The sequence below is a fragment of the Micromonospora sp. NPDC050980 genome, from assembly GCF_040653835.1.
In the GTDB taxonomy this organism is placed as follows: domain Bacteria; phylum Actinomycetota; class Actinomycetes; order Mycobacteriales; family Micromonosporaceae; genus Micromonospora.
In genome coordinates, this window is record NZ_JBFAGS010000016.1 from 1 (window position 1) to 23,194 (window position 23,194).

The following is a 23,194-nucleotide window of genomic DNA, read 5'->3' on the forward strand; positions in this document are numbered from 1 at the left end:
TCGCGGTCGGGGTTGACCGGGATGAGGTAGCGGTGCTTGCCGTGCACGAACGACGTGGTCCACGAGCCGTGCACGTGCCACAGCAGAATGTTCATCCGAGCACTCCGAGCAGTCGCAACGCCTCCAGCACCCGGCCCGGCTCGACCGCCGAGAGGCAGGGGTGCCCGGGGATCGGGCAGGTGGTGGCGCGGGTGTCCCGGCAGGGCGCGGCGGCGTCGCCGAGGCGGACCGTCGGCACCCGGTAGGGCCCCCACTGGCCGAACGGCACGGTCGGCGCGAACAGGCTCACCACCGGCACGCCCAGCGCGGCGGCCAGGTGCGCCGGGCCGGTGTTGCCCACCACCAGCGCCCCGGCCCGCGCGACCACGGCCGCCAGCTCGTCCAGCCCGGTCCGGCCGCCCAGATCCACGCCGCCCGCCGCGGCCACCCGCGCGGTCAGCTCCCGCTCGTCCGGCCCGCCGGTGACCACCACGCGGTAGCCGGCGGCGCCGAGCACCCGGACGACCCGGGTGGCCAGCTCGACCGGGCAGGCCCGCGTCTGGACCGAGGAGCCCGGATGCAGCACCACGTAGCCCGGCGGCCCGGCGGCGGCCGGGACGGGGGGCAGGCGGTCGGTGCGCAGGCGCAGTCCGGGTTCGTCGTCGTCGGGCAGGGTGTATCCGGCGGCCACGGCCAACGACAGGGCGCGCTCGGGTTCGGGCACACCGACCGGTACCCGGTGACGGATGTCGAGCAGGGCGCCGGGGTAGTCGTCGCTGATCGCGCTGATGCGCGGTACGCCGGCCATGCGGAGCAGCAGCGCCAGGGGCAGCGGGGACTGGTGGAAGGACGTGAAGATGACCGCTTCGTCGGCGCGCACGGCGGCGAGGCGGTCGGTGAGCGCGCGCATCGCGAGCGGATCGACCGGCGGGGCGGGGGCGTCGATCCAGGGCAGGGGGCACTCGACGACCTCGTCGACGCCGGGCAGCAGCTCGGCGGCGGCCCGGCCGCGCGGCCCGCACAGCAGCACCACCCGGTCCGCGCCGGCCGCGACCGCCCGGATGCCCGGCCCGCTGACCAGCACGTCGCCCGCCGCGTCGCTGCGGACCACCAGCACCGTCCCGCCGCCCGGCCGGCGAACGGTGGCCGGTGCGGCCACCAGCCGCATCCGGGCCAGCACGGTGTCGACCGCGTCCGGCAGGTCGGCGGCCACGGTCGGCGCGGCGGCCACCTCGGCGTCGCGGGTGGCCGGCGTGGGCACCATGACGGCGGCGGCGCCGGCGGCCGCGGCGGCGGCCATGTCGGCGCCGATGTCTCCGATCAGCACGCACCGGCTCGCCGTGGTGCCGAGCGCGCGGGCGGCGGCGTGCACCAGTCCCGGCGCCGGCTTGCGGCAGGCACAGCGGTCCGACTCCGCGTGCGGGCAGATCTGCCAGGTGTCGAACGGCCCGAGCAGTTCCTCCACCCGGGCGTTGACCCGGCTCAGGTCGTGCGCGGTGAAGTGGCCGCGGGCCAGGCCGGACTGGTTGGTCACCACGGCCAGCCGCAGCCCGGCGGCACGCAACCGGTCCAACGCCTCCCGGGCGCCCGGCAGCGGCCGGACCTTCTCCGGGTCACCGTTGTAGGGCGCGTCCTCCACCAGCGTGCCGTCCCGGTCGAGCAGCACCGCCCGGTACAGGCTCCACGGCGGCCGGCCAGCCGGATCAACCCCGGCTGACCTGCACTGATCCCGCTCGTGGTCCCGTCGCACGGGCGGCGGGTTCCCGACGCCCCGAGGAGTAAACGTCGACGCCGGGATACCCGCCGTCCCGGAGAAGCTAACCCGGCCGTCGTTAGTGACGGCCCGGACGGGGGTAGGGATCTCGTGTGGCGGTTGTGGCAAGGGTGATCGACGCGTCCCCGGAGCGGGTCTTCGCGGTGCTGGCGGACGGTTGGACCTACAGCGACTGGGTGGTGGGCACCACGCATGTGCGCGACGTCGACGACACCTGGCCGAGAGTGGGCAGCCGGCTGCACCACCGGGCCGGCCCCTGGCCGCTGTCGTTGCAGGACGCGTCCACGGTGCTGGAGTGTCGGGCGCCCGAGCGGCTCGTGCTGCGTGCCGGGCTCTGGCCGGCCGGTGAGGCGATCGTGGCGTTCGTGCTGGAGCCGCTGCCCGACGGCCGCACCCGGGTGACCATCGGTGAGGACTTCGCGGCCGGGCCGCTGCGCTGGGTCCGGACCAAGCTGAACGACGTGGTGCTGCATCTGCGCAACAAGGAGACGCTGGCCCGGTTGTCGGACATCGCGACGCGGCACCAGGCGGCGCGGTGAGCATGGTGCCGCCGGGGCGTCAATGCGGTACCTGCGAAGCGGACTGGCTACGCTCTCAGGTGAACCCGTCGGCCGATCGAGGAAGTCCGTGATGATCCAACCCGTGCAGTTGCCCAGCCCGTGGGCGGACGCGCGCCTGACCGTCGTCGTTCCGACCTACAACGAGGCGGGCAACCTCCCGGCGCTGGTCGAGCGCCTCCTCGCGCTGCCACTGCCGGGGTTGAAGGTGCTCGTCGCGGACGACAACTCCCCCGACGGCACCGGCGAGGTCGCCGACAAGCTGGCCGTCGAGCACCCCGATCGGGTGCTGGTGGTGCACCGCCCCGGCAAGGAGGGCCTCGGTCGGGCGTACGTGGACGGCATCGGCCGCGCGATCGACGACGGCGCGGAGTTCGTCGCCCAGATGGACGCCGACCTGTCGCACCCGCCGGAGGCGTTGCCCGGCATGCTCGGCGCGCTGCTCTCGACGCAGGCGTCCGTGGTCATCGGCTCCCGCTACGTGCCGGGCGGGGAGCTGGACGAGAACTGGCCGCTCTATCGCCGCGCGCTCAGCGGTTGGGCCAACCTCTACGTGCACACGCTGCTGCGGGTGCGGATCCGCGACCTGACCGCCGGCTTCAAGATCTGGCGGGCGGACGCGCTGCGGGCCATCGGGCTGGACCGGGTGCAGTCCAACGGCTACAGCTTCCAGGTGGAGATGCACTATCTCGCCACCAAGCTCGGCCACACCATCCTGGAGGTGCCGATCCGCTTCGAGGAGCGCCGTGACGGCGACTCGAAGATGACCACCGCCACCAAGATCGAGAGTGCGCTGATGCCGTTCAAGCTCCGGACCCGGCACCGCAACCTCGACGACTGACAGTCGCACCGACGCGGGACGGCGGGACGGCGCTCAGCGGTAGACGGCGCGGTGGGCGGCGGCGATCGCCCGGGCGTACATCTCGCCGGTGACCGCGCGGTCGCGGGCCAGCGCGGCGCGGGCGGCGTTGGCACCCGGCGCACCGTGCACCCCGCCGCCCGGGTGGGCCGAGGCGCTGGCCAGATAGAGCCGGTCCACCGGGGTGTCGGCGCGGCCGAGGCCGGGGACCGGCCGCAGGAACAACTGCTGGTAGGCCGCCGCGGTGCCGCCGCCCAGCGCGCCACCCACCAGACTCGGCTCGGCGGTCTCCAGGTCGGCCGGACCGGCGACGTGCCGTCCGACGACGGACGCGCGGAAACCCGGGGCGGCGTCCTCCAGCACCGCCTCCATCCGCTGCACGTGGGCGGCGACCTCCTCAGCCCGCCAGTTCCGCCGGAACGGGAGGTGGGTGTAGGACCAGAGCGACTCGGTGCCGGGCGGCGAGTGGCTCGGTTCGGCCACCGTCATCTGCCCGACCAGCAGGAACGGGTCGCGCGGAACCTCGCCCCGGGCCAGCTCGGCGGAGTAGGTGGTGAGCCCGTCCAGGTCGGCGCCAAGGTGCACCGTGCCGGCGCCGGCCAGGTCCCGGTTCCGCCACGGCATCGGCGCCGACAGCGCCCAATCGACCTTGATCGTCGAGCCGTCCCACCTGAAGTGCGCCAGGTCCTCGACCAGCCGGGGCGGCAGCGCGTCCGCGCCGACCAGGTCGAGGTAGAGCGCCGGGGCGGGCACGTCGGCGAGCACCGCTCGGCGGGCCCGCCGGTCCACGCCGTCGGCGGTACGCACGCCCATGGCGCGCCCCCGGGCGGTGAGCACCCGCTCGACCCGCGCGTCGTACTCGATCCGGCCGCCGCGCTCGACCAGCCGGGCCACCAGCGCGTCGGTGATCCGCTGCGCGCCGCCCACCGGCACCGGCCAGCCGACCTGCTGGCCCAGCATGGCGAGCAGCCAGCCGTACACGCCGGAGCCGGCCTCCTCCGGGGACAGGTCGGTGTGCAGGGCGCACCCGGCCAGCAACGCCGGCCCGCCGTCGCCGTCGAAGAGTTCGGCGCCGAGCTTGCGCACCGGCAGCACCAGCCGGCGGGCCAGCCGCAGCGCGCCGGCCACCCGGAGCCGGCGCAGCAGGCCCAACCCGCCGCGGACCGGCGGGAACGGGCTGGTGATGGCGTCCAGCATCGGCTCGGCCACCTGCTGCCAGTCCGCGTACGCGTGCCGCCACCGCTCGCCGTCGCCCGGGGCGAACGCCTCCAGCGACGCGGCGGTGCGGTCGAGGTCGCGGTTGACCACCGCGGCCCGGCCGTCCGGCAGCAGGTGGGCCAGCACGTCGGGGGCGTCGGTCCAGGACAGGCCGTGCTGCTCCAGGCGCAGGCCGCCCAGCACCGGCGAGGCGAAGCCGAGCGGGTAGAAGGAGCTGTAGAGGTCGCTGAGGTAGCCGGGGGCGGTCACCTGCGCCGAGCGCACCGCGCCGCCCGCCGCCCCGGTGGCCTCCAGCACGAGGACGTCCCAGCCCGCGTCGGCCAGCAGGTTCGCCGCCACCAACCCGTTGTGCCCGGCCCCGACGACGACGGCGTCGGCGGTGGAAGTCATCCGATCCGCCTACCCGGCCGCTCACCGGGCGAAACGCGTTTGCCCCGCCCGAACCGGGGCAAGCATGGCCGCATGTACACGGTTGCGCAGCTCATAGGTGGGGTGTGGGGCGCCGGGGGCGAGGGCGGCGAGCTGGTCGTCCACGACCCGGCCGACGGGACGCCGGTGACCCGGGCGCCGGTGGCCACCGCGGACGAGGTGGCCAAGGCGGTGGAGGCGGCCCGGGACGCGGCGGCGGGGTGGGCGGCGACCGCCCCGGCCGAGCGGGCCGCGGCGCTGCACCGGGCGGCGGACGCGGTCGAGGCCGCCGCCGACGAACTGGCCCGGGCGACCACCGCGGAGATGGGCAAGCCGCTCGACGACGCCCGCGGCGGCGTGGCGGCGGGCGTCGGCACGCTGCGACAGTATGCCGAGCTGGCCCCGGTGCGCGGTGGCCGCACCCTGCACGGCGGCCACTCGGCACTGGACTTCATGGCACCCGAACCGCGCGGGGTGGTCGCCGCGATCACCCCGTGGAACGACCCGGTGGCCGTCTCCTGCGGCCTGCTCGGCGCCGCCCTGGTGACCGGCAACGTGGTGCTGCACAAGCCGAGCGAACGCAGTCCCGCCACCGGCTGGCTGCTGGCCCGGGCGTTGGACTCGGCGCTGCCGGCCGGCGTGCTGTCGCTGCTGACCGGCGGCGGCGAGGTGGGCGCGGCACTCGCCGGCCAGGACGGGCTGGACGTGGTGGCGCACGTCGGCTCCACCGCCACCGGTCGGTCGATCGCCGCCGCCGGCGCCCGTAGCGGCGCGAAGGTGCTGCGGGAAAATGGCGGCAGCGACCCGTTGCTGGTGGACGCCGACGTCGATCCGGTCTGGGCGGCCGAGCAGGCGGCGTTGGGCTGCTTCGCCAACGCCGGGCAGATCTGCGTCGCGGTGGAGCGGGTCTACGTGCACCGCGACGTCGCCGGGGACTTCGTCGACGCGCTGGTGGCCCGCGCCGAGGCGCTCACCGTCGGCGCCGGCGCCGACCCGGACACGCAGCTCGGTCCGCTTGTCGACCGGCGGCACCGGGACCACGTGCACGGCCAGGTCGCCGCCGCGGTGGCGCAGGGCGCCCGGGTACGCACCGGCGGCACGCTGCCGGACGGGCCGGGCGCGTTCTACCCGGCCACGGTGGTCGAGGGCTGCCGCCACGAGATGGCGCTGGTCCGCGAGGAGACGTTCGGCCCGGTCGCGCCGGTGGTGGTGGTCGACTCGTTCGACGAGGGCCTGCGCTGCGCCGCCGACTCCCCCTACGGGCTGGCGGCCACCGTGCTGACCGGCTCGATGAGCCATGCCCAGCGGGCGTGGCGGGAGCTGCCGGTCGGGACCGTGAAGGTCAACTCCGTGTTCGGCGGCGCGCCGGGCGGGGCCGCGCAGCCGCGCCGGGGCAGCGGCCAGGGCTTCGGGTACGGCCCGGAGCTGCTCGACGAGTTCAGCACCGTGAAGGTGGTGCACCTGGAGGCGCCGGGCGGCGGCCACTGGTGAGGTCGCACGCGCGAGCCCGGGACCGCGCGGCCCCGGGCTCGTCGTCGTGGTGGGGGGCGCTTCAACGTGCTCGGCATCACCTCACGCCCGGGCGTCTCGTCCACCTCCGTCTCGATCGGTGGTCGCTGTCGTTCCCGTCCGTTTCCGGGGGCAGACCGGCGGGCGGTTTGTCGATTTCCGCGGTGGGGTACCGGCGGGCCACGCTCCGGTGGCGCCACCGGGGCGTGGAGGAGGCGGTCATGACGGCGACGACACCACCGGCGGTCGACGGTCGGGCGCGGCCCCGGCTGCCCCGGCGAATGCGCCAGCTCAACTGGCGCACCTGGCGGGGTGTGCTGCTGCGCAGCGGTCAGGGCTTCGTCAAGGACAATTGCGCCGACTGGGCCGCCGCGCTCACCTACTACGGGGTGCTGGCGCTCTTCCCGTCGACGATCGTGGTGGTCGCCCTGGTCGGCCTGGTCTCCGACGGCCCGCGCACGGTGGACACGGTGATCGAACTGGCCCGCGAGATCGGCGCCGGCTCGGTGGTCGGCAACGACGCGTTCATCGGTGTGGTGCGAGGCGTGGTCGAGCAGCAGGGCCCGGCGAAGGCGCTGCTGAGCTTCGGCCTGCTCGGCGCGCTCTGGTCGGCCTCCGGGTTCATCGGCGCGTTCACCCGGGCCTCGAATGCGATCTACGGGGTCGAGGAGGGCAGACCGTTCTACCGTCTCCGCCCGTTGCAGATCGGTATGGCCGGGGTGAGCCTGCTGCTGCTCGCGGTGGTCGCCACCGCGCTGATCGTCAGCGGCCCGGTCACCGACGCGGTGGGCGACCGGTTGCACGCCGGCGGGCTGGCCCGGACCACCTGGTCGGTGGCGAAGTGGCCGGCGCTCGCGCTGGTCGCGATGACGCTGCTGTCGTTGCTGTTCTGGATCGCGCCGAACGTCCGGCAGCCGCGCTTCCGCTGGCTCACCCCCGGCGGCGCGCTGGCGCTGGTGGCCTGGGTGGCGGCGTCCTTCGGCTTCGGTCTCTACGTGGCCAACTTCGCCTCCTACGACGTCACCTACGGCAGCCTCGGCGCGGTCATCGCGTTCCTGGTCTGGCTCTACCTGTCCAATTGTGCGCTGATGCTCGGGGTGCAGGTGAACGCGGAGTTGCAGCGGGGCCGGGCGATGCAGGCCGGCGTCGAGGACCCGGAGGAGCCGGTGCTGCCGCCGCGCGCCGCGGCGGACACCTGACGGTGGCGGCATCCGGTTGCGGGCCCGATGACCGCCTCGCCGGGCGGCCCCGTTTACCGGCGATCCCCCGGGGCATCTCTGTGGGCATGGAACGTGGCAGCAGCAAGCACTCGCCGAGGGTCGACGATCAGATGAGCAGCGAGGTCAGCGGCCTGGTCCAGGGCCCGGGCGCCGGTGGTTCCCGGGTCGACGAGTTCCGCCAGCCGGAGCCGGCCGGCGAGGACCAGCCGGACGCCACCACCGCTCCGGGCGGCGAGCTGCGCACCGGTTCGCCGCAGGGAATGAGTTCGGAGGACGTGGAGGCACGCAGCCGCCTCGGCCGGTTCATCACGATGACCGCCCTGCCGGGTGACCGGGACGCGCTGGTGGCCAACGCGCGGGAGAACGAGGCGCCGGCGGACATCGTCGACGCCCTGCGGGGCCTGCCGGACGGCACCCGTTACCAGACGGTGTCCGAGGTGTGGGCCGCACTCGGGCATCGGAACGAGACGACGCGATGGTGAGCGGACCGGACGACCACGGTTCGCGACAGCACACCGGCGGAACAGGAGGAACCCCGACATGAGCGGCGTCATGGAACACGTGGACGTGGACGTCCCGATCCGTACCGCGTACGACCAGTGGACCCAGTTCGAGGAGTTCCCGCACTTCATGGAGGGCGTGCAGGAGGTGCGGCAGCTCTCCGACCGGATGACGCACTGGACCGTCGAGGTCGCGGGCGTGAAGCGCGAGTTCGACGCGGAGATCACCGAGCAGTTGCCGGACGAGCGGGTGGCCTGGCGTTCCACAGGTGGCACCCAGCAGGCCGGGGTGGTGACGTTCCACCGTCTCGACGAGGGGCACACCCGGGTCACCCTCCAGATGGAGTTCGAGCCGCACGGGGTGGTCGAGCAGGCCGGCGACAAGCTGGGCGTGGTCGACCGCCGGGCCAAGGGCGACCTGGAGCGGTTCAAGCACTTCATCGAGCGGCGCGGTCAGGAGACCGGCGCCTGGCGCGGGTCCGTGGACCGGCCGACCCCCTGAGGGTCTTCTCCTCGTACCACCTGTCGACGGCCGCCGGTGATCCGGCGGCCGTCGCCGTGTCCGGCGGGGCCGTTTGCGATCATCCGGCCCGGGTACCGCAGGGGAATGACCGACAACGACAGCCACGTGTGGCGCGACGAGGACCGCACTCCCCTGCACGAGCTGGACCGGGCGCTCGCCCGGTCGACCCTGGACGGCCAGGCCGACGACGTCACCGGCAACGACGCCGGTGAGGAGGCCGCGTTCGGGCACGGCCCGGAGGCGGTGGACCGCGGCGCCTCTCCGGAGGCCGAGCGCCGGGAGATGACCGACGCGGACCGGGCGTACCGGCCGTCGACCACCGGCCGGACCGGCCCGGACAGCATCTGAGACGCCCGGTTCCGGGCACCGGCCGGTGCCCGGAACCGTGATCCGGCGCATCGGCCGGAACGACAAGAAATGCGGTACGGGCGGCCGAGAAAGCGGACAGCCCATCCAGAATCGGCCGAACGGCTGACGGCACATCCCCGGTTGCGCGTAAGACTTTCGGGATGGATCAGGGTTCCTCTTTCCTCTCCACTCGTCAGCGCCGTCTCGCCTGGCTGGGTTTCCTGCTCGCCGCCGTCCAGGCCCCGGTGGCGGCGAAGTTCAGCGACGACAGCTCCTGGCTGTTCAGCGTGGTGGTGGCCCTGATGGTCGCCACCGTGATCATCGCCGACGACGGCGCCCGGCGGCGCCCGGCGGGAGCCCGCTCCTCCGACTGATCACCGCTCGGCGGGGCGTGCCTCGTGCCCCGGCCGGCCCCGGCTGCGACGTCGCTCCTTCATCTCCGCCTCGTAGAGGTGCCGGCGGCCCCCGACCAACTCGTCGCGGGCCCGCCGGTCGAGCTCCCGGAAGAGCGCGTAGTAGCCGTCGTCGAACTCCTCGACGAGCTGGAAGGTCCACCGCCCGGCGATGACGTTGCGACCCAGCAGGTCGCGGTCGATCCGCTCGGCGATCTCCGGGTGGCCGGCGGCGCGGAACAACTCCACCGCCTCGTCCAACGCCAGGTCGGCGTGACCGATCAGCTGGTGCAGCTCGTAGAGGTGGCCGCGGGCCCGCTCGACGCCCTCCAGGGCCTCACCGAGCTTGCCCACCGCCTCGACCGTGGCGTCACTCACCCCGTCCGGCCGGCGGTGCGCGCGGTCCGGCCGGTCGGCCTGTCGTGCCATGGTGTGCCTCCGCGGGCTCGGCTGCGTCGTCTGCGTGGTTCCCTTCTGCCCCGGCGCGGGCGGCTCAATCCCGGCGACCGACGCGGCCGGCCCGCCCGGTGGATCGGGGCATCCTCCGGTCGGCCGAGGCCACCCGGGGCTGCCCGGGGCTAGCCTCGGTCTCCATGCGCGTGCCCCGCAACCGGGTCGCGACCCCGTCCGCTACGGTGGTCACGCGGTCGACCCTCACCACCCTCACCACCGCCGTCGGCGCCGCCGGGCTCGCCGCCGCCGCGGCGAATCCGGGGCTGCTCGCCGCGGTCGACCAGCACGCCGCCGGGATCCGCGACAGCCTGCACGGCGATCGCCGGCCGCTGACCGTGGCGGCCCTCGCCGGGTACGCCGAGGGCCTGCGCGACGCCGCGTCGGAGCACGGCTGGACTGCGCCCATCGGCCCGATCGACTGGTCCGCGCCGGACTGGCTGCTCACCCGACTGCTGGCGGTCTGCCTGCTGGCCCGCGCGCTCGACCCGCGCCACCTGGCCTGAAACGCGGGCCGGGGCGCCCGCGATCGCCCCGCGGACACCCCTGACCCGTGCACCGTCAGCCGTTGGGCCGGCGGAACTGCTGCGTTTCGTCGCCCATCTCGCCCGAGCGGTAGGTGCCCGCCCCGGACATCGACGACTCCGGCGCCGCCGGTGCGGGCTGCCCGCCCCGGTCGGCCATCCGCCGCTCGTAGTCGCCGCGGCCGACCTGCTGCGCCTGCCGCTGCTGCCGGAACGCCCGGGACTCCTCGGCGGCCCGTTCCAGCCAGCCGTCCCACCGGTTCTGCATCGGCTTGATCAGACCACCGCCGACACCGACGATCAGGATCCCCGCCACGGTGCCGAGGAACGCGATCAGCACCGGGGTGGTCACCGTGGTGGCGATACCCACCTGGTTCAGCGCGGCGATCACGCCCAGCGCCAGGATGAAGACCGCCGTCACGTCGGCCAGCACCCGGCCGTACGAGAGGCCGCCGAGCGCACCCGAGACCAGGTCCCGCACGGCGTTGGCGATGGCCGCCGCGATCACCACGATGACGATCGCCACGAAGGCCCGCGGCAGCCAGGACACCACCCCGCGGATCAGGTCGCTGATCGCGTTGGGTCCCCACACCCCGAAGGCGAACTGCAGGGTGAACAGCAGGACCGCGTAGTAGGCCAGTCTGGCCAGGATGTCGCTGGCGTCGTACTTGGTGCGTTCCAGGGCGCGTTTGATCCCGCCGCGTTCCACGGCGCGGTCGAACCCCACCCGTTCCAGTGCCGCGTCCACGATTTTGAGGACGGCTCGGGCGATGAGCCAACCCACCACGAGGATCGCGATGAACGCGATCGCCCTCGGTACGAAGAGCAGCACCGACCTCCAGAAGTCGGTCCAGGCCGCACTGATGTCGACCTGGCCGACCGCGAGGGTTTTCGGCATGATGTCCCTCCTGTCGCGTGAACTGCGCCGCCCGCATACCCGGTGCTATCGGCAGCACGCGGGCCGGACCGGGGCAATTTCCCGACATGGCCGATCGAACCGGCCCTGACCTGCCCTGACGTTCCCGCCACCGGGGGGTGGTTCCGGTCGCGGAGGCATGATCGGAACCCGCCGGCCACACTCCGGTTAGGCTGCGGTCATGCCAGGTACCGTCGGTCGGATTCCCACGCCGTCCGCCCCCACGCCGGGGGCGGACGCTCACCCGTGGGCCGGCACGCCGCTGGGCTCCCCGCTGAGCTGGGACCCGGCGGTGCGGGCGGTGGCGGACGTGGTGCTGTCCTCCCCCGTACCGATGGCCCTGCTCCTCGGCGACGAGCTGACCCTGCTCTACAACGACGGCTACGGCGAGTTGATCGGTGACCGCTACCCGGACGCGCTGGGCCGCCCGGCGGCGGAGGTGTTCGCCGAGGTGTGGCGGGAGGCCGGTGCGGGCGAGGCGCTGGAGCGGGTGTACCGGCTGGGCGAGCCCTTCCTGGAGCGGGAGGCGGTGCTGCCGGCCGACCGGCAGGCCGAGCCCGCGGTGTTCACCCGCGGCCACTCGCCGGTCCGGGACTCCACCGGCCGGATCGTCGGCGTGCTCACCGTCTCGGCGCAGACCACCCAGCTGACCCGCCAGTTGCAGAGCCTGAGCGACTTCGCCGCAGCGCTCTCCGGCACCCTCACCCTGGACGACGTGGCCCGGGTGACGCTGCGCTACTGCCTGCACTCGTTCGACGCCGACCGGGTCTCCTTCGCCGTCGACGAGGGCACGGCGTGGCGGATGGTCCGCCGGATCCGGGGCGAGCTGCTCGACGAGGCCGACGAGCGGCTGCCCCCGCTGTGGCGCCGGATGACCGCCGATTCGGCGCTGCCGGCGGTGGTGACCGCGCGCAGCGGCGTGCCCTCGTTCGCCGCGGACGGGCAGCCGCTGCGCGAGATCGCGGTGGACCGGCACGACGAGAAGATCCGCGCGCTCGCCGCGCTGCCGCTGCGCTCGACGGTGATCCGGGGCGCGCTCACCGTGGGCTACCAGGAGCCGTGTTCCTGGTCCCCGGCGGAGCGGGCGTTGCTCGCCGCGTCCGCCGAGCTGATCGGCCAGGCCGCGGAGCGGGCCCGCCGGTTCGAGACCCAGCACGGCACCGCGCAGTTGCTGCAACGCAGCATGCTGCCGGAGCAGCTGCCGGATCTGCCCCGGCTGCGCATCGCCGCCCGCTACGACCCGGGTGTCGACGGCAACGCCGCCGGCGGTGATTTCTACGACGCGTTCCTGCTGCCCACCGGCGCGCTCGGCGTGGTGCTCGGCGACGTCGCCGGCCACGACGTGCAGGCCGCCGCGCGGATGGGCCAGGTGCGGGCCGCGCTGCGCGCGCTGGCCCTGTCCGATCCTCGGCCGGACGCGGTGCTCGGCGGCCTGGACCGGCTGGTCGCCAGCCTCGGCACCGAGGGCGGCACCCACGAGCTGTTCGTCACCGTGGTGTTCGGCGTCGTCGACGTCGACCGGGAGCTGATCACGCTGGCCAGCGCCGGCCACCCCGCGCCGCTGATCCGGCGCGGCCGGACCGGCGACGGCCCGGCCGCGGAGTTCGTCGACGTGCCACCCGGGCCGCCGCTGGGCCTGGGCGGCCGGCAGCGCACCGTCACCGTGCCGTTCCGGCCCGGCGACACGCTGCTGCTCTACAGCGACGGCGTGGTGGAGCGGCGCTGGCAGGACCTCACCTCGGGGCTGGCCGGGCTGGGCGCGGCGGTGAGCGCCGCGAGCGGTGGCGATCCCCGGGCGTTGTGCGCGGTGGCGACCGCCGCGGTGCCGGGCGCCACCGAGGACGACGTGGCCGTGCTGGCGGTGGAGCACGCGGTCCGGCCCAGCCGGTCGGCCGGCATGGAGGTGCCCGCCGAGCCGACCGCGCCGAGCCGGGTCCGGCACTGGCTGACCGGGCAGCTCACCGAGTGGCGGGTGCCGGAGGCGGTGGTCGGCGCCGCGGTGCTGTGCACCAGCGAGCTGACCACCAACGCCCTGCTGCACGCCGGCACCGCCGCCCGGGTCGAGATCGACCTGAGCGCCGAGCGGCTGCTCGTCTCGGTCGCCGACTCGGGCACCCGGGGGCAGGTCACCCGGGCCCAGACCGACACGCTGAGCAGCCGGGGGCGCGGGCTCGGCCTGATCGAGGAGCTGAGCGACGCCTGGGGCACCGATCCGACGGTACGCGGCTCGACGGTCTGGTTCGAGATCCTCATTCCCCCCGAGTGAGCCGAGAGTCGGCGGCGTCCCGCCCGGGTAGAAGGCAGCCATGACCCACGACACGCGACACGGCGTCCTCTTCGACGTGGACGGCACCCTGGTCGACTCCACCTACCTGCACGCGGTGAGCTGGTGGGAGGCGCTGCGCCAGGCCGACCACCGGGTGCCGATGGCACGGATCCACCGCGCCATCGGCATGGGCTCGGACAAGCTCCTCGACCATCTGTTGGGCGCCGAGCGGGACACCGACGCCGACGGGCGCCTGCGCGACGCGCACGACGCGCTCTACGCCGAGTACTGGGAGCGGCTCGCGCCGCTGCCCCGGGCGCGGGAGCTGCTGCGCGCCTGCGCGGATCGCGGCCTGCGGGTGGTGCTGGCCACCTCGGCCGCCGAGCACGAGGTGGCCGCGCTGCGCGCCGCGCTCGACGCCGACGACGTGATCGACACCGTCACCTCCTCCGCGGACGCGCAGGAGAGCAAGCCCGCGCCGGACATCCTGGCCGCCGCGCTGGAGCAGTCGGGGCTGGCCGCCGAGCGGGTGGTCTTCGTCGGCGACTCGGTGTGGGACGTGGCCGCCGCCGGCAAGCTGGACATCCCGTGCATCGGGCTGACCTGCGGCGGCACCGGCCGGGCGGAACTGGCGGGCGCGGGGGCGGTGGCGGTATACGAGGACCCGGCCGAGCTGCTGGACGCCCTGCCGGCGAGCGCGATCGGGTCGCTCGGCTGAGCCGCTGGTCACCGGGCTGCGTCGAAAGGCTTAGCCGGCACCGGTTCGGGGCACTGCTGAGCACCTCCGCCCGGCCGACGGGCGGCGGGAGGGTGGGGTCGTGGAACCGGTCGATGTCGCGTTCGCTCTGCTTGGCGTCGGTGCGCTGCTGGCGGGGATCCTGCCCCGGTTGTTGGAGAAGCGACCGCTGTCCATGCCGATCGCGTTCCTCGGTCTCGGCATGCTGGTCTTCGCGCTGCCGACCGGCCTGCCGACGCCGGACCCGCTGCACTGGTCGAAGCTGGCCACGCACCTGACCGAGATCGGGGTGATCGTCGCCCTGATGGGCGCCGGCCTCAAGATCGACCGGCCGTTGAGCTGGGCTCGCTGGTCGTCCACCTGGCGGCTGCTGGCCATCGCCATGCCGCTGTGCATCGCCGCGGTGGCGCTGCTCGGCTGGTGGTGGGCCGGTCTGGTACCGGCGGCGGCGCTGCTGCTCGGCGCCGCGCTCGCCCCGACCGACCCGGTGCTCGCCGCCGACGTGCAGGTGGGCGAGCCGAACGACGACGAGGACGCGGAGGACGAGGTGCGCTTCGCGCTCACCTCGGAGGCCGGCCTGAACGACGGGCTGGCCTTCCCGTTCGTCTACGCCGCCATCGCGATCGCCAGCACCAGCCTCGCGCCGTCGGCCTGGCTGGCCGAGTGGCTGGCCGTCGACGTGGTCTACAAGCTCGCCGCCGGGGTCGGCGGCGGCCTGCTGGTCGGCTGGCTGCTCGGCAAGCTGTTCTTCCGGGCCCCGAGCACGCTGCGGTTGGCCCGGCACTCCGAGGGCTTCCTCGCGCTGGCCGCGACGTTTCTCGCGTACGGGCTGGTCGAGGTGATCGGCGGGTACGGCTTCCTGGCCGTCTTCGTGGCCGCCCGGGCGATCCGGGCCGCTGAACGGACCCACGAGTTCCACGCCGTGCTGCACGACTTCGCCGAGCAGGTGGAGCGCCTGCTCACCGTGCTGTTGCTGCTGTTGTTCGGTGGCGCGGTGATCAGCGGCCTGCTCGTGCCGCTCACCTGGCGGGCAGCGCTGGTCGGCCTGGCGCTGGTGTTGGTGATCCGGCCGCTGGCCGGTTGGCTGGCGCTGCGCGGCGCGCCGGGCCGGCCGGCCGAACACTGGGTGATCTCACTGTTCGGCATCCGCGGTGTCGGCTCGTTCTACTACCTGGCGTACGCCACCAGCGAGACCGACTTCCCGCAGTCGGACCTGCTGTGGGCCACCGTCGGCCTGGTGGTGGTGGTCTCGGTGGTGGCGCACGGGGTCGCCGCGACCCCGATCATGCGGTTGCTGGACCGGGCGGGCGAACGCACCCGGGACAGCGCCGAGGTGGGCCGGGCCGAGGAGCCGGTGCCGGCCGGCTGACCGCGCCGGACCGGCCGGCGGGTTCAGCCGAGCCGGGCGGCGAGGGCGCGGCCCAGGTCACGGCCGGAACGCCAGGCGCTCTGCACCCTCGGCCGGCCGAACGCGTCGCCGGCCAGGCCGATCCCGTCGGCGTCCAGATGGTGGGTGGCGGCCCCGGCGACCGTCCCCGCCGGCCGGGCGTACGTCCAGCGGTGCACGTGGGTCGCCTCGGCCGGCTCGGGCAGGCCGAGCAGGTCCCGGACGGCCTGCTCGATCTCCGGCCGGGCGGCGGTGGGTTGGCGCAGGTGCCCGGCGGCGAACTCCGGTGTGGTGTGCGCGACCAGCACCGGTGCGCCGTCGCCGCGGCGGTCGCCGTCGTCGCAGACGAGGCTCAGCACCGGGTGGTCGTTGACGAACGCGCCCCGGAAGTCGGCCCAGCGGCGGGACGGGAAGCGCAGCACCCCGGTCAGCGCGGAGGACCAGCGTTGGGCCGCCACCGCGCGGGTGGCTTCGGCCAGCGCCGGGTCCAGCAGCAGGGCGGCCTGCGGGCCGGGCATGGCGAGCACCACCGCCTCGGCCCCCCGCCCGTCCACCCGGGGCCCCGGCTCGACGGTCATGACCAGCCGATCGTGCGTCACCGCGACCTCGGCGGCCAGGTGTTCGACGAGCGAGCGCAGCCCGCGCGGTGCGGCCCAGCGCACCGGCCCGATCACCCGTTCCCGCCCGCGCGGCCCGTACGCGACGAGCGTGTCGGTCCACTCCCGGGCCAGCCCGGCGGCCTGCCAACCGGCGACCACGGCGGCGAAGTCCGGGTCGTCCACGGTGAAGTAGGCGGCGCCCAGGTCGGCGGGGCGGCCGTCGAAGCGCTTGCTGGCCATCCGGCCGCCGGTCACCCGGGCGCGCTCGCGCACCTCGACCGGGATACCCGCGCGGGCCAGCTCGGACGCGCACGCCACCCCGGCGATTCCCGCGCCGACCACCACCACACCCGCCCGGTCCGCCGTCATCGCTCGATCGTAGGTGCCGGCCGGCATGAACCCGCCGGCACGGGGGTACTGGCACACCTGTTCGAGGAGAGGTGATCAGCATGGCCGACCGCGCCAACGACAACAGCAACGTGAACCCGGACGCCGCCGTCAAGGATCCGGACGACTGGGTGACCGGCGACGAGCCGCCGACCGCGGCGCAGGAGTCCTACCTGCACACGCTGGCCCAGGAGGCGGGCGAGACGGTGCCGGACGGGTTGACCAAGGCCGAGGCGTCCCGGCGGATCGACGAGTTGCAGGCGGAGACCGGCCGGGGGCGCTGAGCGGGCGTCAGCGCGGGGGCAGGCGGTGCAGCTCGACCCGGTCGAGCCGTCCCGCCGCCACCCGGGCGGTCAGGTAGGTGGCGTGCGGCTGGGCCCGGCGGTCGGTGGGCGAGCCGGGGTTGAGCAGCCGCAGCCCGCCCGGGGCGACGGTGTCCCACGGGATGTGCGAGTGCCCGAAGACGAGCAGGTCGCAGTCGCCGTAGGTGGCGGCGCAACGCTCCTCGCGGCGGGTCTTCGGCCCGGTCTCGTGCACCACCGCCACCCGCAGCCCGGCCAGTTCGACCCGGGCGACCTCGGGCAGCCGGGCGCGCAGCGCGGGTCCGTCGTTGTTGCCGTACACCCCGATCAGCCGGCGGGCGCGCGCCGCCAGCGCGTCCAGCAGCGCCACGTCCACCCAGTCGCCGGCGTGCACGACCACGTCGGCGTCGGCCACCGCCGCCCACAGCGGGGCGGGCAGGTCCCGCGCCCGCTTCGGCACGTGGGTGTCCGCCATGATGAGCAACTCCACCGCGCCATCCTCCCGCACCGGGCGCGGCGGCGTCGTTCACGCGCCCTGGCCCTGGTTCTGCATCAGGCCGCCGTCCATGAAGTAGGTCGACCCGGTCACGTAGTCGGCGTCCGCGCTGGCCAGGAAGACGGCCAGCTTGGCGATCTCGGCCGGCTCGGCGGCCCGCTTCCACGGAATGCTCTGCACCTGCTCGTGCAGGTAGTCCGGATTGTCGATCGCCTCCTGGTTGAACGGGGTGAGCACCATGCCGGGCCCGATGTTGTTCACGTTCATCCGCATCGGGGCGACCTCCAGCGCCAGGCTCTTGGCCAGCTCCAGCATGCCGCCCTTGCTGGAGTCGTAGTCCGCGCCGCCGGCCCGGGCCACCTCCTGGTGGATCGAGGTGATGTTGATGATCTTGCCGCCGCCGCCGGCGTCCCGGCGGTGCCGGACGAACCGCCGGCAGCAGAAGAACATGCCGTAGAGGTTGGTCCGGATGCACCGGTCCCAGGTCTCGGTGTCCAGGTCGGCCACCGGGATGCCGGAGGCGTCCACGCCGGCGTCGTTCATCAGCACGTCCAGCCGGTCGAACTCGGCCAGCGCCTCGTCGAACATCGCCTCCACCTGATGCTCGACGCTGATGTCGCCCTGCACCACCACGGCCCGCGAGCCGGCGGCCTCGATCTCGGCCCGGGTGTGGTTCGCCCCGGCGTGGTCGTGCAGGTAGTGCACCACCACGTCGGCACCCTCCCGGCCGAACTCGATGGCCGTGGCCTGGCCGATGCCCGAGTCCGAGCCGGTGATCAGGGCGGTCTTCCCCGCCAGCCGTCCGCTCATCCGGTTGCTCCCTCCGTGCGGACCGCGCCCATCGGCACGGCCGGTCGGTCGTGCTCGAACCGTGCCGCCGCGTCGGTGATGCGGCCCGCGGCGTTGATCAGGCCGATGTGCGAGAACGCCTGCGGGAAGTTGCCCAGTTGCTCGCCGGTGGCCTGGTCGATCTGCTCGGCATAGAGGCCGAGGTCGTTGGTGCGGGCGGCGAGCTGCGCGAACAGCCGCCGGGCCCGGTCCACCTCGCCGGCCTCGGCCAGGCAGCCGGCCAGCCAGAACGAACAGATCACGAAGCCCGCCGGGTCGCCGTCCCAGCGGCGCAGCAGCCCGTCGCGGGACAGCCGGCGCTCGACGACGCCCACGGTGGCGCGCATCCGCGGATCGTCGGCGGGCAGGAAGCCGACCAGCGGCATGATCAGCACCGAGGCGTCCAGGTCGTCGGAGTCGAAGGCCCCGGTGTACGCGCCGACCCGCTCGCTCCAGCCCCGGGTGAGCACCGCCGCGCGGACCTCGTCGCGGGCCGCCGCCCAGCGGGCCACGTCGGCCGGCGCACCGATCCGCGGCCCGAAGCGGACCGCCCGGTCCAGCGCGGTCCAGCACTGCACCTTCGACGACACGTAGTGCCGTTGCGCGTCGCGCGCCTCCCACATCCCGGAGTCCGGCCGGTGCCAGTCGCGCACCGCCTGGTCGGCGAGCGTGCGCAGCAGGTGGCGCACCTCGGGCGACATCGGGTCCAGGTAGTGCCGCATCAGCCACGCCGCGTCGAGCACCTCGCCCAGCACGTCGTTCTGCCGCTGCCGCCAGGCGTCGTTGCCGACCAGCACCGGCCGGCTGCCCGCGTAACCGGCCAGGTGGTCGAGGTCGTGCTCGGTCAGGTCCCGCTCCCCCTCCACGCCGTACATGATCGGGGCGGGGGCGTCGCCGAGTCGGCCCATCGCCCGGGCCACCCAGGTGAACTGCCGGTCCGCCTCGTCCGGGCAGGCGGCCCGCCAGAGCGCCTGGAGGGTGAGGCTGAAGTCGCGCAGCCAGACGAACCGGTAGTCGTAGTTCCGGTCCCCGCCGAGCAGCTCCGGCAACCCGGTGGTGGCCGCCGCGACGACCGCGCCGCTCGGCCCGTAGGTCATCCCCTGCACCACGAGCGCGCTGCGCCGGACCAGGTCCCGGTACTCACCCCGGTAGTCGTGCAGGTCCGCCCAGGAACGCCAGCCGGCGACCGCGCCGGCCACCACGTCGCCGGCGTCGGGCAGCACCGGCGCGCCACCGGCGTACGTCGGGGCGTACCCGAGGGTGAAGTGGTGGACGCTGCCGGCGCGGGCGGTGAACCGCCCCGCGGCGGCGTCACCGGCGAACGTCAGCGGGACGTCGGTGCGCAACTCCAGCCGGCAGGCGCCGGCGGTGGCCCCGATCACCCCGTCGTGGTCGGTGAGGTAGGCGCCGACCCGCCCGTACTCGAACCGCGGCGCGTAGTGCACCCGCATCGGCACCTCGCCGTCGAGGCCCTGGACCACCCGGGCCAGCACCCGCGGTGAGCGCAGGCCGATGTCGTGGCCGCGCGCGCCGGGCTCCAGCGCCAGGGCGTCGGTGACGGCCACCGCCCCGGTCGCGGTGCGGAAGACGGTACGCAGCACCAGCGCGTCGTCGAGGTAGGACCGGGTGCTGGTGAACTCGCCCGCCGGGTGGATCGCCCAGTGCCCGGCGTCGTCGTCGAGCAGCCGCCCGAACACCGACGGCCCGTCGAACCGGGCGGGACACCACCAGTTCACCGCGCCGGCGGTGTCCACCAGGGCGGCGCTGCGCCCGTCGGCGAGGAAGCCGTGCTCGCTGATCCGTCCGGTCCGCACGGTGGTGGCTACCCGGCCACGGCGTGGCCATGCCTGCCCGGATCGGCGCGGGCCGCCGCGTTACCGCTCGCCGGCGACGGGAACGCGGCGGGTCGACGAAGGAGGATGCTCATGACCAGACCCTCGACTCCGACCGCGGCCTGGCGACCCGGGATGCCGGGCGGCGACAACCTCCCGTCCGGCCCGGGCGGTCGCCCGATGCCGCCGAGCGGGGACGGGCACGGGGCGCAGGCCGCCCCGCCGACCGTCACGATCGGCTCGTATCCGGACTATCCGTCCGCGCAGCGCGTGGTGGACTACCTGGCCGACAACCGGTTCCCGGTGGAACGCACCTCGATCGTCGGCACCGACCTGACGTTGGTGGAGACCGTGATGGGGCGGCTGACCACCGGCCGGGCGGCCCTGTTGGGCGCCGGCACCGGCGCCTGGTTCGGCCTGTTCATCGGGTTGCTCTTCGGCATCTTCACCGCGGGCAACTGGCTGGCGGTGATCCTGGTCGGCCTGGTGATCGGCGCGATCTGGGGCGCCGTGTTCGGTGCGGTCGCGCACGCCATGACCGGCGGGCAGCGCGACTTCACCTCGGCCAGCTCGCTGCGGGCCGGCCAGTACGCGGTGACCGTGGACGCGGAGCTGGCCGAGCAGGCCCGACAGATGCTGGGCCGGATGCACCTGACGCCCACCGGGGCCACCGCCCGCTGAGGCGGTCGGCGCCGGCGCGAGGGAGGGTCCCACCCGGGGCCCTCCCTCGCGGGTCAGTCGTGCCAGGCCCGCTCACCGGCGCGCAGCGGCACGTCGAGGCGGTTCTCCGGCGGGGCGAGCGGGCAGGCCCACCTGTCGTCGTAGGCGCAGCTCGGGTTGTAGAGGTAGTTGGCGTCCAGCCGGACCCGGTCGCCGGGCAGCACGGTCAGCCCTCGCCCGAACGTGCCCTTGACCGTGTCGGTGAGGTAGCGCCCGCCGCCGTACGAGCCGTACCCGCAGCTCGCGTCGCACACCGGCACGAACAGCCCACCGCCGTACGCGTCGATCCACCAGAGCGTCAGTGGCCCCCAGGGCGTCTCCGCGACCGCCACCCGGCGGTAGCCGACCACTCCGTCCGGGCCGCCGGTGTCGATGCTCAGCTCGCCGGAGGCGGGCCGCAGCGGCGCCTCGACCACGGCCGCCGGGTCGGGTGGATACCAGCGCAGCCCGGTGAAGCCGGCCCGCTCGGCGGCCGGGACCGGGCTGCTCGGGTGGGTGCCGAACAGCGCGTCGCGCGCCGTGCGGAACCCGCCCAGGTCGAGGTCGGACAGGTAGAGCCCGGCCACCCGCGCCCGCCAGTCCAGCACGTCGAGGTCATCCATCCCCCGACCCTAGCCGCCCGCTCGCTTCAAATTTCAAGCCATCTTCCCTTGGCGCTCATCTGCGTGAGCGGGGCCACACAGCACGACGTCGTTTAAATTTTAACTAGTGCTACTCTGGTGGCATGACGGAGAGCCTGGACGCGGAGCGCACGGCGTGCTGGCGGGCCTACATCGAGTCGAGCCAGCGGCTGTTCACCCAACTGGAGGACGACCTGCGCGCCGACAGCGAGCTGAGCTTCGCCGACTACCACGTGCTGGTGCTGCTCTCCGAGGCGCCCGGGCAGCGGCTGCGCATGGGCGAGCTGGCCGACCGGCTGGTGTTCTCACCGAGCCGGCTGACCTACCAGATCACCACCATGCAGAAGCGCGGCCTGGTGGCCAAGGAGTCCTGCCCGGCGGACCGGCGCGGCAGCGAGGCCGTGCTCACCGCGGCCGGCCTGCTGGCCCTGCGCGAGGCCGCACCGCACCACAGGCGCTCCGTGCGCACCCACCTGATCGACGATCTCGACGACGCCGAGGTCGCCTGCCTCACCCGGGTCTTCGAGCGACTCGGCCGGCGCCTGCGCGCCGACCGCGCCGCCTCGTCCCCCCCCGACCGACGAGTAAAGGAGCCCGCGATGCCCGCGATCACCGTCGACGACGTCCTCGTCCTGCCCCGCCTGCCGAAGCTCGACGAGTCCACCAGCTACCGCCCGGTCCGCCGGGTCACCACCGCGCCGAGCGGCTACGAGGGCGAGGGCTTCCCGGTCCGTCGGGCCTTCGCCGGGGTCTCGATGACCGATCTCGACCCGTTCATCCACCTGGACCAGATGGGCGAGGTGGACTACGCGCCGGGCGAGCCGAGGGGCACCTCGTGGCACCCGCACCGCGGCTTCGAGACGGTGACCTACATGATCGACGGGATCATGGACCACCAGGACTCGACTGGTGGCGGCGGCACCATCACCGACGGCGACACGCAATGGATGACCGCCGGCAGCGGCCTGCTGCACATCGAGGCCCCGCCGGAGCACCTGGTGCGCAGCGGCGGCCTGTTCCACGGCCTGCAACTCTGGGTCAACCTGCCCCGGGTGGCCAAGATGAGCCCGCCGCGCTACCAGGACATCCGCGGCCGGGAGTCGGCGCTGCTGACCACGCCGGACGGCGGCGGCCTGATCCGGGTGATCGCCGGCGAGATCGCCGGGCACCGGGGTCCGGGCTCGACCCACACCCCGATCACCATCGCCCACGTGACGTTGCAGCCCGGCGCGGAGCTGAGCCTGCCCTGGCGGGCGGAATTCAACGCGCTGGTCTACGTGCTGGCCGGACGGGGCACGGTGGGCACCGACCGGCAGCCGATCCGCCTCGGCCAGCTCGCCGTGCACGGGCCCGGCGACGCGCTGCGGATCGCCGCCGACCGCGCGCAGGACGGCAACACCCCGGCGCTGGAGCTCTATCTGATGGGTGGGCAGCCGATCCGCGAGCCGGTGGCGCACTACGGCCCGTTCGTGATGAACACCCGGGCCGAGCTGATCCAGGCGGTCGAGGACTTCCAGGCCGGCCGGCTCGGGGTCGTCCCGACCGGGCGGCTGCCGCACAGCGACGGTCAGGGCGACCGCCCCTGACCGGGTGCGGGCGCGCTCGGACGCTCCGGTCCGCCGGGGCGCCCGGGCGGCTCAGGAGACGGCGAAGATCCCGGCCACCCCGAGGATCACCATCAACAGGACCGCCACCAGCGCACCCCGCTCCCCCTCCACCGCCTGGTCGCGGCCGTCGGTCACGGTGTTCGTCGTCTCGGCGGGCATGTCGGTGCCTCCTTGAGTTTCGCGATCCGGTGCTCCGGCGCCCGCTCCTGAGGCGTGGCACCGTCACCCACCTGCTGC

25 protein-coding genes and 2 pseudogenes are annotated in these 23,194 nt (G+C 74.5%); 16 read left to right on the plus strand and 11 right to left on the minus strand.

All coding sequences use genetic code 11. From position 1 onward, the window contains the following. Both AB0H28_RS22020 and AB0H28_RS22025 read right to left on the minus strand, forming a co-directional pair. Positions 1-95 (minus strand): annotated as a pseudogene (locus AB0H28_RS22020) (glycosyltransferase family 1 protein); the annotation flags it as partial. After that, on the minus strand, positions 92-1,645 hold the full coding sequence (locus tag AB0H28_RS22025) for an HAD-IIIA family hydrolase (protein ID WP_358043122.1): 1,554 nt from the start codon (positions 1,643-1,645) through the stop codon (positions 92-94). The pseudogene AB0H28_RS22020 and the gene AB0H28_RS22025, both read right to left, overlap by 4 nt. 200 nt (positions 1,646-1,845) lie before the next feature. On the opposite strand from AB0H28_RS22025, the gene AB0H28_RS22030 reads away from it, so the two are divergent. Both AB0H28_RS22030 and AB0H28_RS22035 read left to right on the plus strand, forming a co-directional pair. Continuing rightward, positions 1,846-2,292, plus strand: a complete 447-nt coding sequence (locus AB0H28_RS22030) for an SRPBCC family protein (protein ID WP_358043125.1) — start codon at positions 1,846-1,848, stop codon at positions 2,290-2,292. Between the two features lie 91 nt (positions 2,293-2,383). Further along, complete coding sequence (locus tag AB0H28_RS22035; RefSeq protein WP_358043128.1) at positions 2,384-3,151, plus strand: polyprenol monophosphomannose synthase; 768 nt, start codon at positions 2,384-2,386, stop codon at positions 3,149-3,151. 33 nt (positions 3,152-3,184) lie between these two features. Here the strand turns inward: AB0H28_RS22035 and AB0H28_RS22040 are convergent, their stop codons facing one another. Next, positions 3,185-4,777, minus strand: a complete 1,593-nt coding sequence (locus tag AB0H28_RS22040) for an NAD(P)/FAD-dependent oxidoreductase (RefSeq protein WP_358043131.1) — start codon at positions 4,775-4,777, stop codon at positions 3,185-3,187. A gap of 72 nt (positions 4,778-4,849) precedes the next feature. Here AB0H28_RS22040 and AB0H28_RS22045 point away from each other — a divergent pair, with 72 nt between their 5' ends. The 6 genes from AB0H28_RS22045 to AB0H28_RS22070 all read left to right on the plus strand — a co-directional run bounded on the left by AB0H28_RS22045 (position 4,850) and on the right by AB0H28_RS22070 (position 9,269). Next, positions 4,850-6,286 (plus strand): aldehyde dehydrogenase family protein, encoded by a 1,437-nt coding sequence (locus AB0H28_RS22045; protein ID WP_358043134.1) that lies wholly within the window; start codon positions 4,850-4,852, stop codon positions 6,284-6,286. A gap of 239 nt (positions 6,287-6,525) precedes the next feature. Beyond that, positions 6,526-7,503, plus strand: coding sequence for a YihY/virulence factor BrkB family protein (locus tag AB0H28_RS22050; protein ID WP_358043137.1), 978 nt, complete (start codon positions 6,526-6,528; stop codon positions 7,501-7,503). Between the two features lie 86 nt (positions 7,504-7,589). Continuing rightward, complete coding sequence (locus AB0H28_RS22055) at positions 7,590-8,006, plus strand: DUF2795 domain-containing protein (protein ID WP_358043140.1); 417 nt, start codon at positions 7,590-7,592, stop codon at positions 8,004-8,006. A 58-nt stretch (positions 8,007-8,064) separates the two neighbouring features. Beyond that, positions 8,065-8,526: an SRPBCC family protein gene (locus AB0H28_RS22060; protein WP_358043143.1), complete on the plus strand. Its 462-nt coding sequence runs from the start codon at positions 8,065-8,067 to the stop codon at positions 8,524-8,526. A gap of 105 nt (positions 8,527-8,631) precedes the next feature. Beyond that, complete coding sequence (locus AB0H28_RS22065) at positions 8,632-8,895, plus strand: hypothetical protein (protein ID WP_358043146.1); 264 nt, start codon at positions 8,632-8,634, stop codon at positions 8,893-8,895. Between the two features lie 161 nt (positions 8,896-9,056). After that, complete coding sequence (locus tag AB0H28_RS22070; RefSeq protein WP_358043149.1) at positions 9,057-9,269, plus strand: hypothetical protein; 213 nt, start codon at positions 9,057-9,059, stop codon at positions 9,267-9,269. Here the strand turns inward: AB0H28_RS22070 and AB0H28_RS22075 are convergent, their stop codons facing one another. Then, the gene (locus tag AB0H28_RS22075) at positions 9,270-9,716 is read right to left on the minus strand and encodes a hypothetical protein (protein WP_358043153.1); all 447 of its coding nucleotides are present in this window, start codon (positions 9,714-9,716) and stop codon (positions 9,270-9,272) included. Positions 9,717-9,880: 164 nt separating this feature from the next. Between AB0H28_RS22075 and AB0H28_RS22080 the strand changes: the two genes are divergently transcribed. Next, positions 9,881-10,243: a DUF6401 family natural product biosynthesis protein gene (locus AB0H28_RS22080; protein WP_358043156.1), complete on the plus strand. Its 363-nt coding sequence runs from the start codon at positions 9,881-9,883 to the stop codon at positions 10,241-10,243. Positions 10,244-10,298: 55 nt separating this feature from the next. Here the strand turns inward: AB0H28_RS22080 and AB0H28_RS22085 are convergent, their stop codons facing one another. Further along, positions 10,299-11,159, minus strand: a complete 861-nt coding sequence (locus AB0H28_RS22085) for a hypothetical protein (protein ID WP_358043159.1) — start codon at positions 11,157-11,159, stop codon at positions 10,299-10,301. A gap of 199 nt (positions 11,160-11,358) precedes the next feature. Between AB0H28_RS22085 and AB0H28_RS22090 the strand changes: the two genes are divergently transcribed. The 3 genes from AB0H28_RS22090 to AB0H28_RS22100 all read left to right on the plus strand — a co-directional run bounded on the left by AB0H28_RS22090 (position 11,359) and on the right by AB0H28_RS22100 (position 15,548). Continuing rightward, entirely contained in the window at positions 11,359-13,443 is a 2,085-nt protein-coding gene (locus AB0H28_RS22090) for a SpoIIE family protein phosphatase (protein ID WP_358043161.1), read from the plus strand. Positions 13,444-13,483: 40 nt separating this feature from the next. Further along, positions 13,484-14,161: an HAD family hydrolase gene (locus AB0H28_RS22095; RefSeq protein ID WP_358043164.1), complete on the plus strand. Its 678-nt coding sequence runs from the start codon at positions 13,484-13,486 to the stop codon at positions 14,159-14,161. Positions 14,162-14,261: 100 nt separating this feature from the next. Continuing rightward, positions 14,262-15,548, plus strand: coding sequence for a cation:proton antiporter (locus AB0H28_RS22100; RefSeq protein ID WP_358043167.1), 1,287 nt, complete (start codon positions 14,262-14,264; stop codon positions 15,546-15,548). A 23-nt stretch (positions 15,549-15,571) separates the two neighbouring features. On the opposite strand, the gene AB0H28_RS22105 is transcribed toward AB0H28_RS22100, so the two are convergent. Next, positions 15,572-16,534: an FAD-dependent oxidoreductase gene (locus AB0H28_RS22105; protein WP_358043170.1), complete on the minus strand. Its 963-nt coding sequence runs from the start codon at positions 16,532-16,534 to the stop codon at positions 15,572-15,574. Between the two features lie 80 nt (positions 16,535-16,614). On the opposite strand from AB0H28_RS22105, the gene AB0H28_RS22110 reads away from it, so the two are divergent. Beyond that, a complete protein-coding gene (locus tag AB0H28_RS22110) occupies positions 16,615-16,836 on the plus strand; it encodes a DUF3072 domain-containing protein (protein WP_091067695.1) in 222 nt (73 codons plus the stop codon). A gap of 7 nt (positions 16,837-16,843) precedes the next feature. Here AB0H28_RS22110 and AB0H28_RS22115 read toward each other — a convergent pair whose 3' ends face one another. The 3 genes from AB0H28_RS22115 to AB0H28_RS22125 are packed head-to-tail and all read right to left on the minus strand — an operon-like array spanning position 16,844 to position 19,992. Then, positions 16,844-17,344: a YfcE family phosphodiesterase gene (locus AB0H28_RS22115; protein WP_358043173.1), complete on the minus strand. Its 501-nt coding sequence runs from the start codon at positions 17,342-17,344 to the stop codon at positions 16,844-16,846. A 36-nt stretch (positions 17,345-17,380) separates the two neighbouring features. Next, positions 17,381-18,160: an SDR family oxidoreductase gene (locus AB0H28_RS22120; protein ID WP_358043176.1), complete on the minus strand. Its 780-nt coding sequence runs from the start codon at positions 18,158-18,160 to the stop codon at positions 17,381-17,383. After that, the gene (locus AB0H28_RS22125; RefSeq protein WP_358043179.1) at positions 18,157-19,992 is read right to left on the minus strand and encodes a glycoside hydrolase family 15 protein; all 1,836 of its coding nucleotides are present in this window, start codon (positions 19,990-19,992) and stop codon (positions 18,157-18,159) included. Before AB0H28_RS22125 ends, AB0H28_RS22120 begins: the two co-directional genes overlap by 4 nt. A gap of 111 nt (positions 19,993-20,103) precedes the next feature. On the opposite strand from AB0H28_RS22125, the gene AB0H28_RS22130 reads away from it, so the two are divergent. Continuing rightward, complete coding sequence (locus AB0H28_RS22130) at positions 20,104-20,691, plus strand: general stress protein (protein WP_358043181.1); 588 nt, start codon at positions 20,104-20,106, stop codon at positions 20,689-20,691. 53 nt (positions 20,692-20,744) lie between these two features. Here AB0H28_RS22130 and AB0H28_RS22135 read toward each other — a convergent pair whose 3' ends face one another. Further along, positions 20,745-21,332, minus strand: a complete 588-nt coding sequence (locus AB0H28_RS22135; protein ID WP_358043184.1) for a DUF1684 domain-containing protein — start codon at positions 21,330-21,332, stop codon at positions 20,745-20,747. A gap of 122 nt (positions 21,333-21,454) precedes the next feature. On the opposite strand from AB0H28_RS22135, the pseudogene AB0H28_RS22140 reads away from it, so the two are divergent. Both AB0H28_RS22140 and AB0H28_RS22145 read left to right on the plus strand, forming a co-directional pair. Then, positions 21,455-21,934 (plus strand): annotated as a pseudogene (locus AB0H28_RS22140) (MarR family transcriptional regulator); the annotation flags it as partial. A 15-nt stretch (positions 21,935-21,949) separates the two neighbouring features. After that, the gene (locus AB0H28_RS22145; RefSeq protein WP_358043460.1) at positions 21,950-22,936 is read left to right on the plus strand and encodes a pirin family protein; all 987 of its coding nucleotides are present in this window, start codon (positions 21,950-21,952) and stop codon (positions 22,934-22,936) included. Positions 22,937-22,987: 51 nt separating this feature from the next. Here the strand turns inward: AB0H28_RS22145 and AB0H28_RS22150 are convergent, their stop codons facing one another. Then, positions 22,988-23,116, minus strand: coding sequence for a hypothetical protein (locus AB0H28_RS22150; protein WP_255563042.1), 129 nt, complete (start codon positions 23,114-23,116; stop codon positions 22,988-22,990). Positions 23,117-23,194: the final 78 nt, after the last annotated feature.

What these genes read in the sequence shown, in the direction of transcription:
- AB0H28_RS22135 (WP_358043184.1), bottom strand. Translation starts at nt 21,332, where the DNA reads ATGGATGACCTCGACGTGCTGGACTGGCGGGCGCGGGTGGCCGGGCTC.
- AB0H28_RS22090 (WP_358043161.1), top strand. Translation starts at nt 11,359, where the DNA reads ATGCCAGGTACCGTCGGTCGGATTCCCACGCCGTCCGCCCCCACGCCG.
- AB0H28_RS22110 (WP_091067695.1), top strand. Translation starts at nt 16,615, where the DNA reads ATGGCCGACCGCGCCAACGACAACAGCAACGTGAACCCGGACGCCGCC.
- AB0H28_RS22150 (WP_255563042.1), bottom strand. Translation starts at nt 23,116, where the DNA reads ATGCCCGCCGAGACGACGAACACCGTGACCGACGGCCGCGACCAGGCG.
- AB0H28_RS22130 (WP_358043181.1), top strand. Translation starts at nt 20,104, where the DNA reads ATGACCAGACCCTCGACTCCGACCGCGGCCTGGCGACCCGGGATGCCG.
- AB0H28_RS22085 (WP_358043159.1), bottom strand. Translation starts at nt 11,159, where the DNA reads ATGCCGAAAACCCTCGCGGTCGGCCAGGTCGACATCAGTGCGGCCTGG.
- AB0H28_RS22080 (WP_358043156.1), top strand. Translation starts at nt 9,881, where the DNA reads ATGCGCGTGCCCCGCAACCGGGTCGCGACCCCGTCCGCTACGGTGGTC.
- AB0H28_RS22050 (WP_358043137.1), top strand. Translation starts at nt 6,526, where the DNA reads ATGACGGCGACGACACCACCGGCGGTCGACGGTCGGGCGCGGCCCCGG.
- AB0H28_RS22120 (WP_358043176.1), bottom strand. Translation starts at nt 18,160, where the DNA reads ATGAGCGGACGGCTGGCGGGGAAGACCGCCCTGATCACCGGCTCGGAC.
- AB0H28_RS22065 (WP_358043146.1), top strand. Translation starts at nt 8,632, where the DNA reads ATGACCGACAACGACAGCCACGTGTGGCGCGACGAGGACCGCACTCCC.
- AB0H28_RS22075 (WP_358043153.1), bottom strand. Translation starts at nt 9,716, where the DNA reads ATGGCACGACAGGCCGACCGGCCGGACCGCGCGCACCGCCGGCCGGAC.
- AB0H28_RS22035 (WP_358043128.1), top strand. Translation starts at nt 2,384, where the DNA reads ATGATCCAACCCGTGCAGTTGCCCAGCCCGTGGGCGGACGCGCGCCTG.
- AB0H28_RS22060 (WP_358043143.1), top strand. Translation starts at nt 8,065, where the DNA reads ATGAGCGGCGTCATGGAACACGTGGACGTGGACGTCCCGATCCGTACC.
- AB0H28_RS22045 (WP_358043134.1), top strand. Translation starts at nt 4,850, where the DNA reads ATGTACACGGTTGCGCAGCTCATAGGTGGGGTGTGGGGCGCCGGGGGC.
- AB0H28_RS22145 (WP_358043460.1), top strand. Translation starts at nt 21,950, where the DNA reads ATGCCCGCGATCACCGTCGACGACGTCCTCGTCCTGCCCCGCCTGCCG.
- AB0H28_RS22070 (WP_358043149.1), top strand. Translation starts at nt 9,057, where the DNA reads ATGGATCAGGGTTCCTCTTTCCTCTCCACTCGTCAGCGCCGTCTCGCC.
- AB0H28_RS22055 (WP_358043140.1), top strand. Translation starts at nt 7,590, where the DNA reads ATGGAACGTGGCAGCAGCAAGCACTCGCCGAGGGTCGACGATCAGATG.
- AB0H28_RS22105 (WP_358043170.1), bottom strand. Translation starts at nt 16,534, where the DNA reads ATGACGGCGGACCGGGCGGGTGTGGTGGTGGTCGGCGCGGGAATCGCC.
- AB0H28_RS22095 (WP_358043164.1), top strand. Translation starts at nt 13,484, where the DNA reads ATGACCCACGACACGCGACACGGCGTCCTCTTCGACGTGGACGGCACC.
- AB0H28_RS22040 (WP_358043131.1), bottom strand. Translation starts at nt 4,777, where the DNA reads ATGACTTCCACCGCCGACGCCGTCGTCGTCGGGGCCGGGCACAACGGG.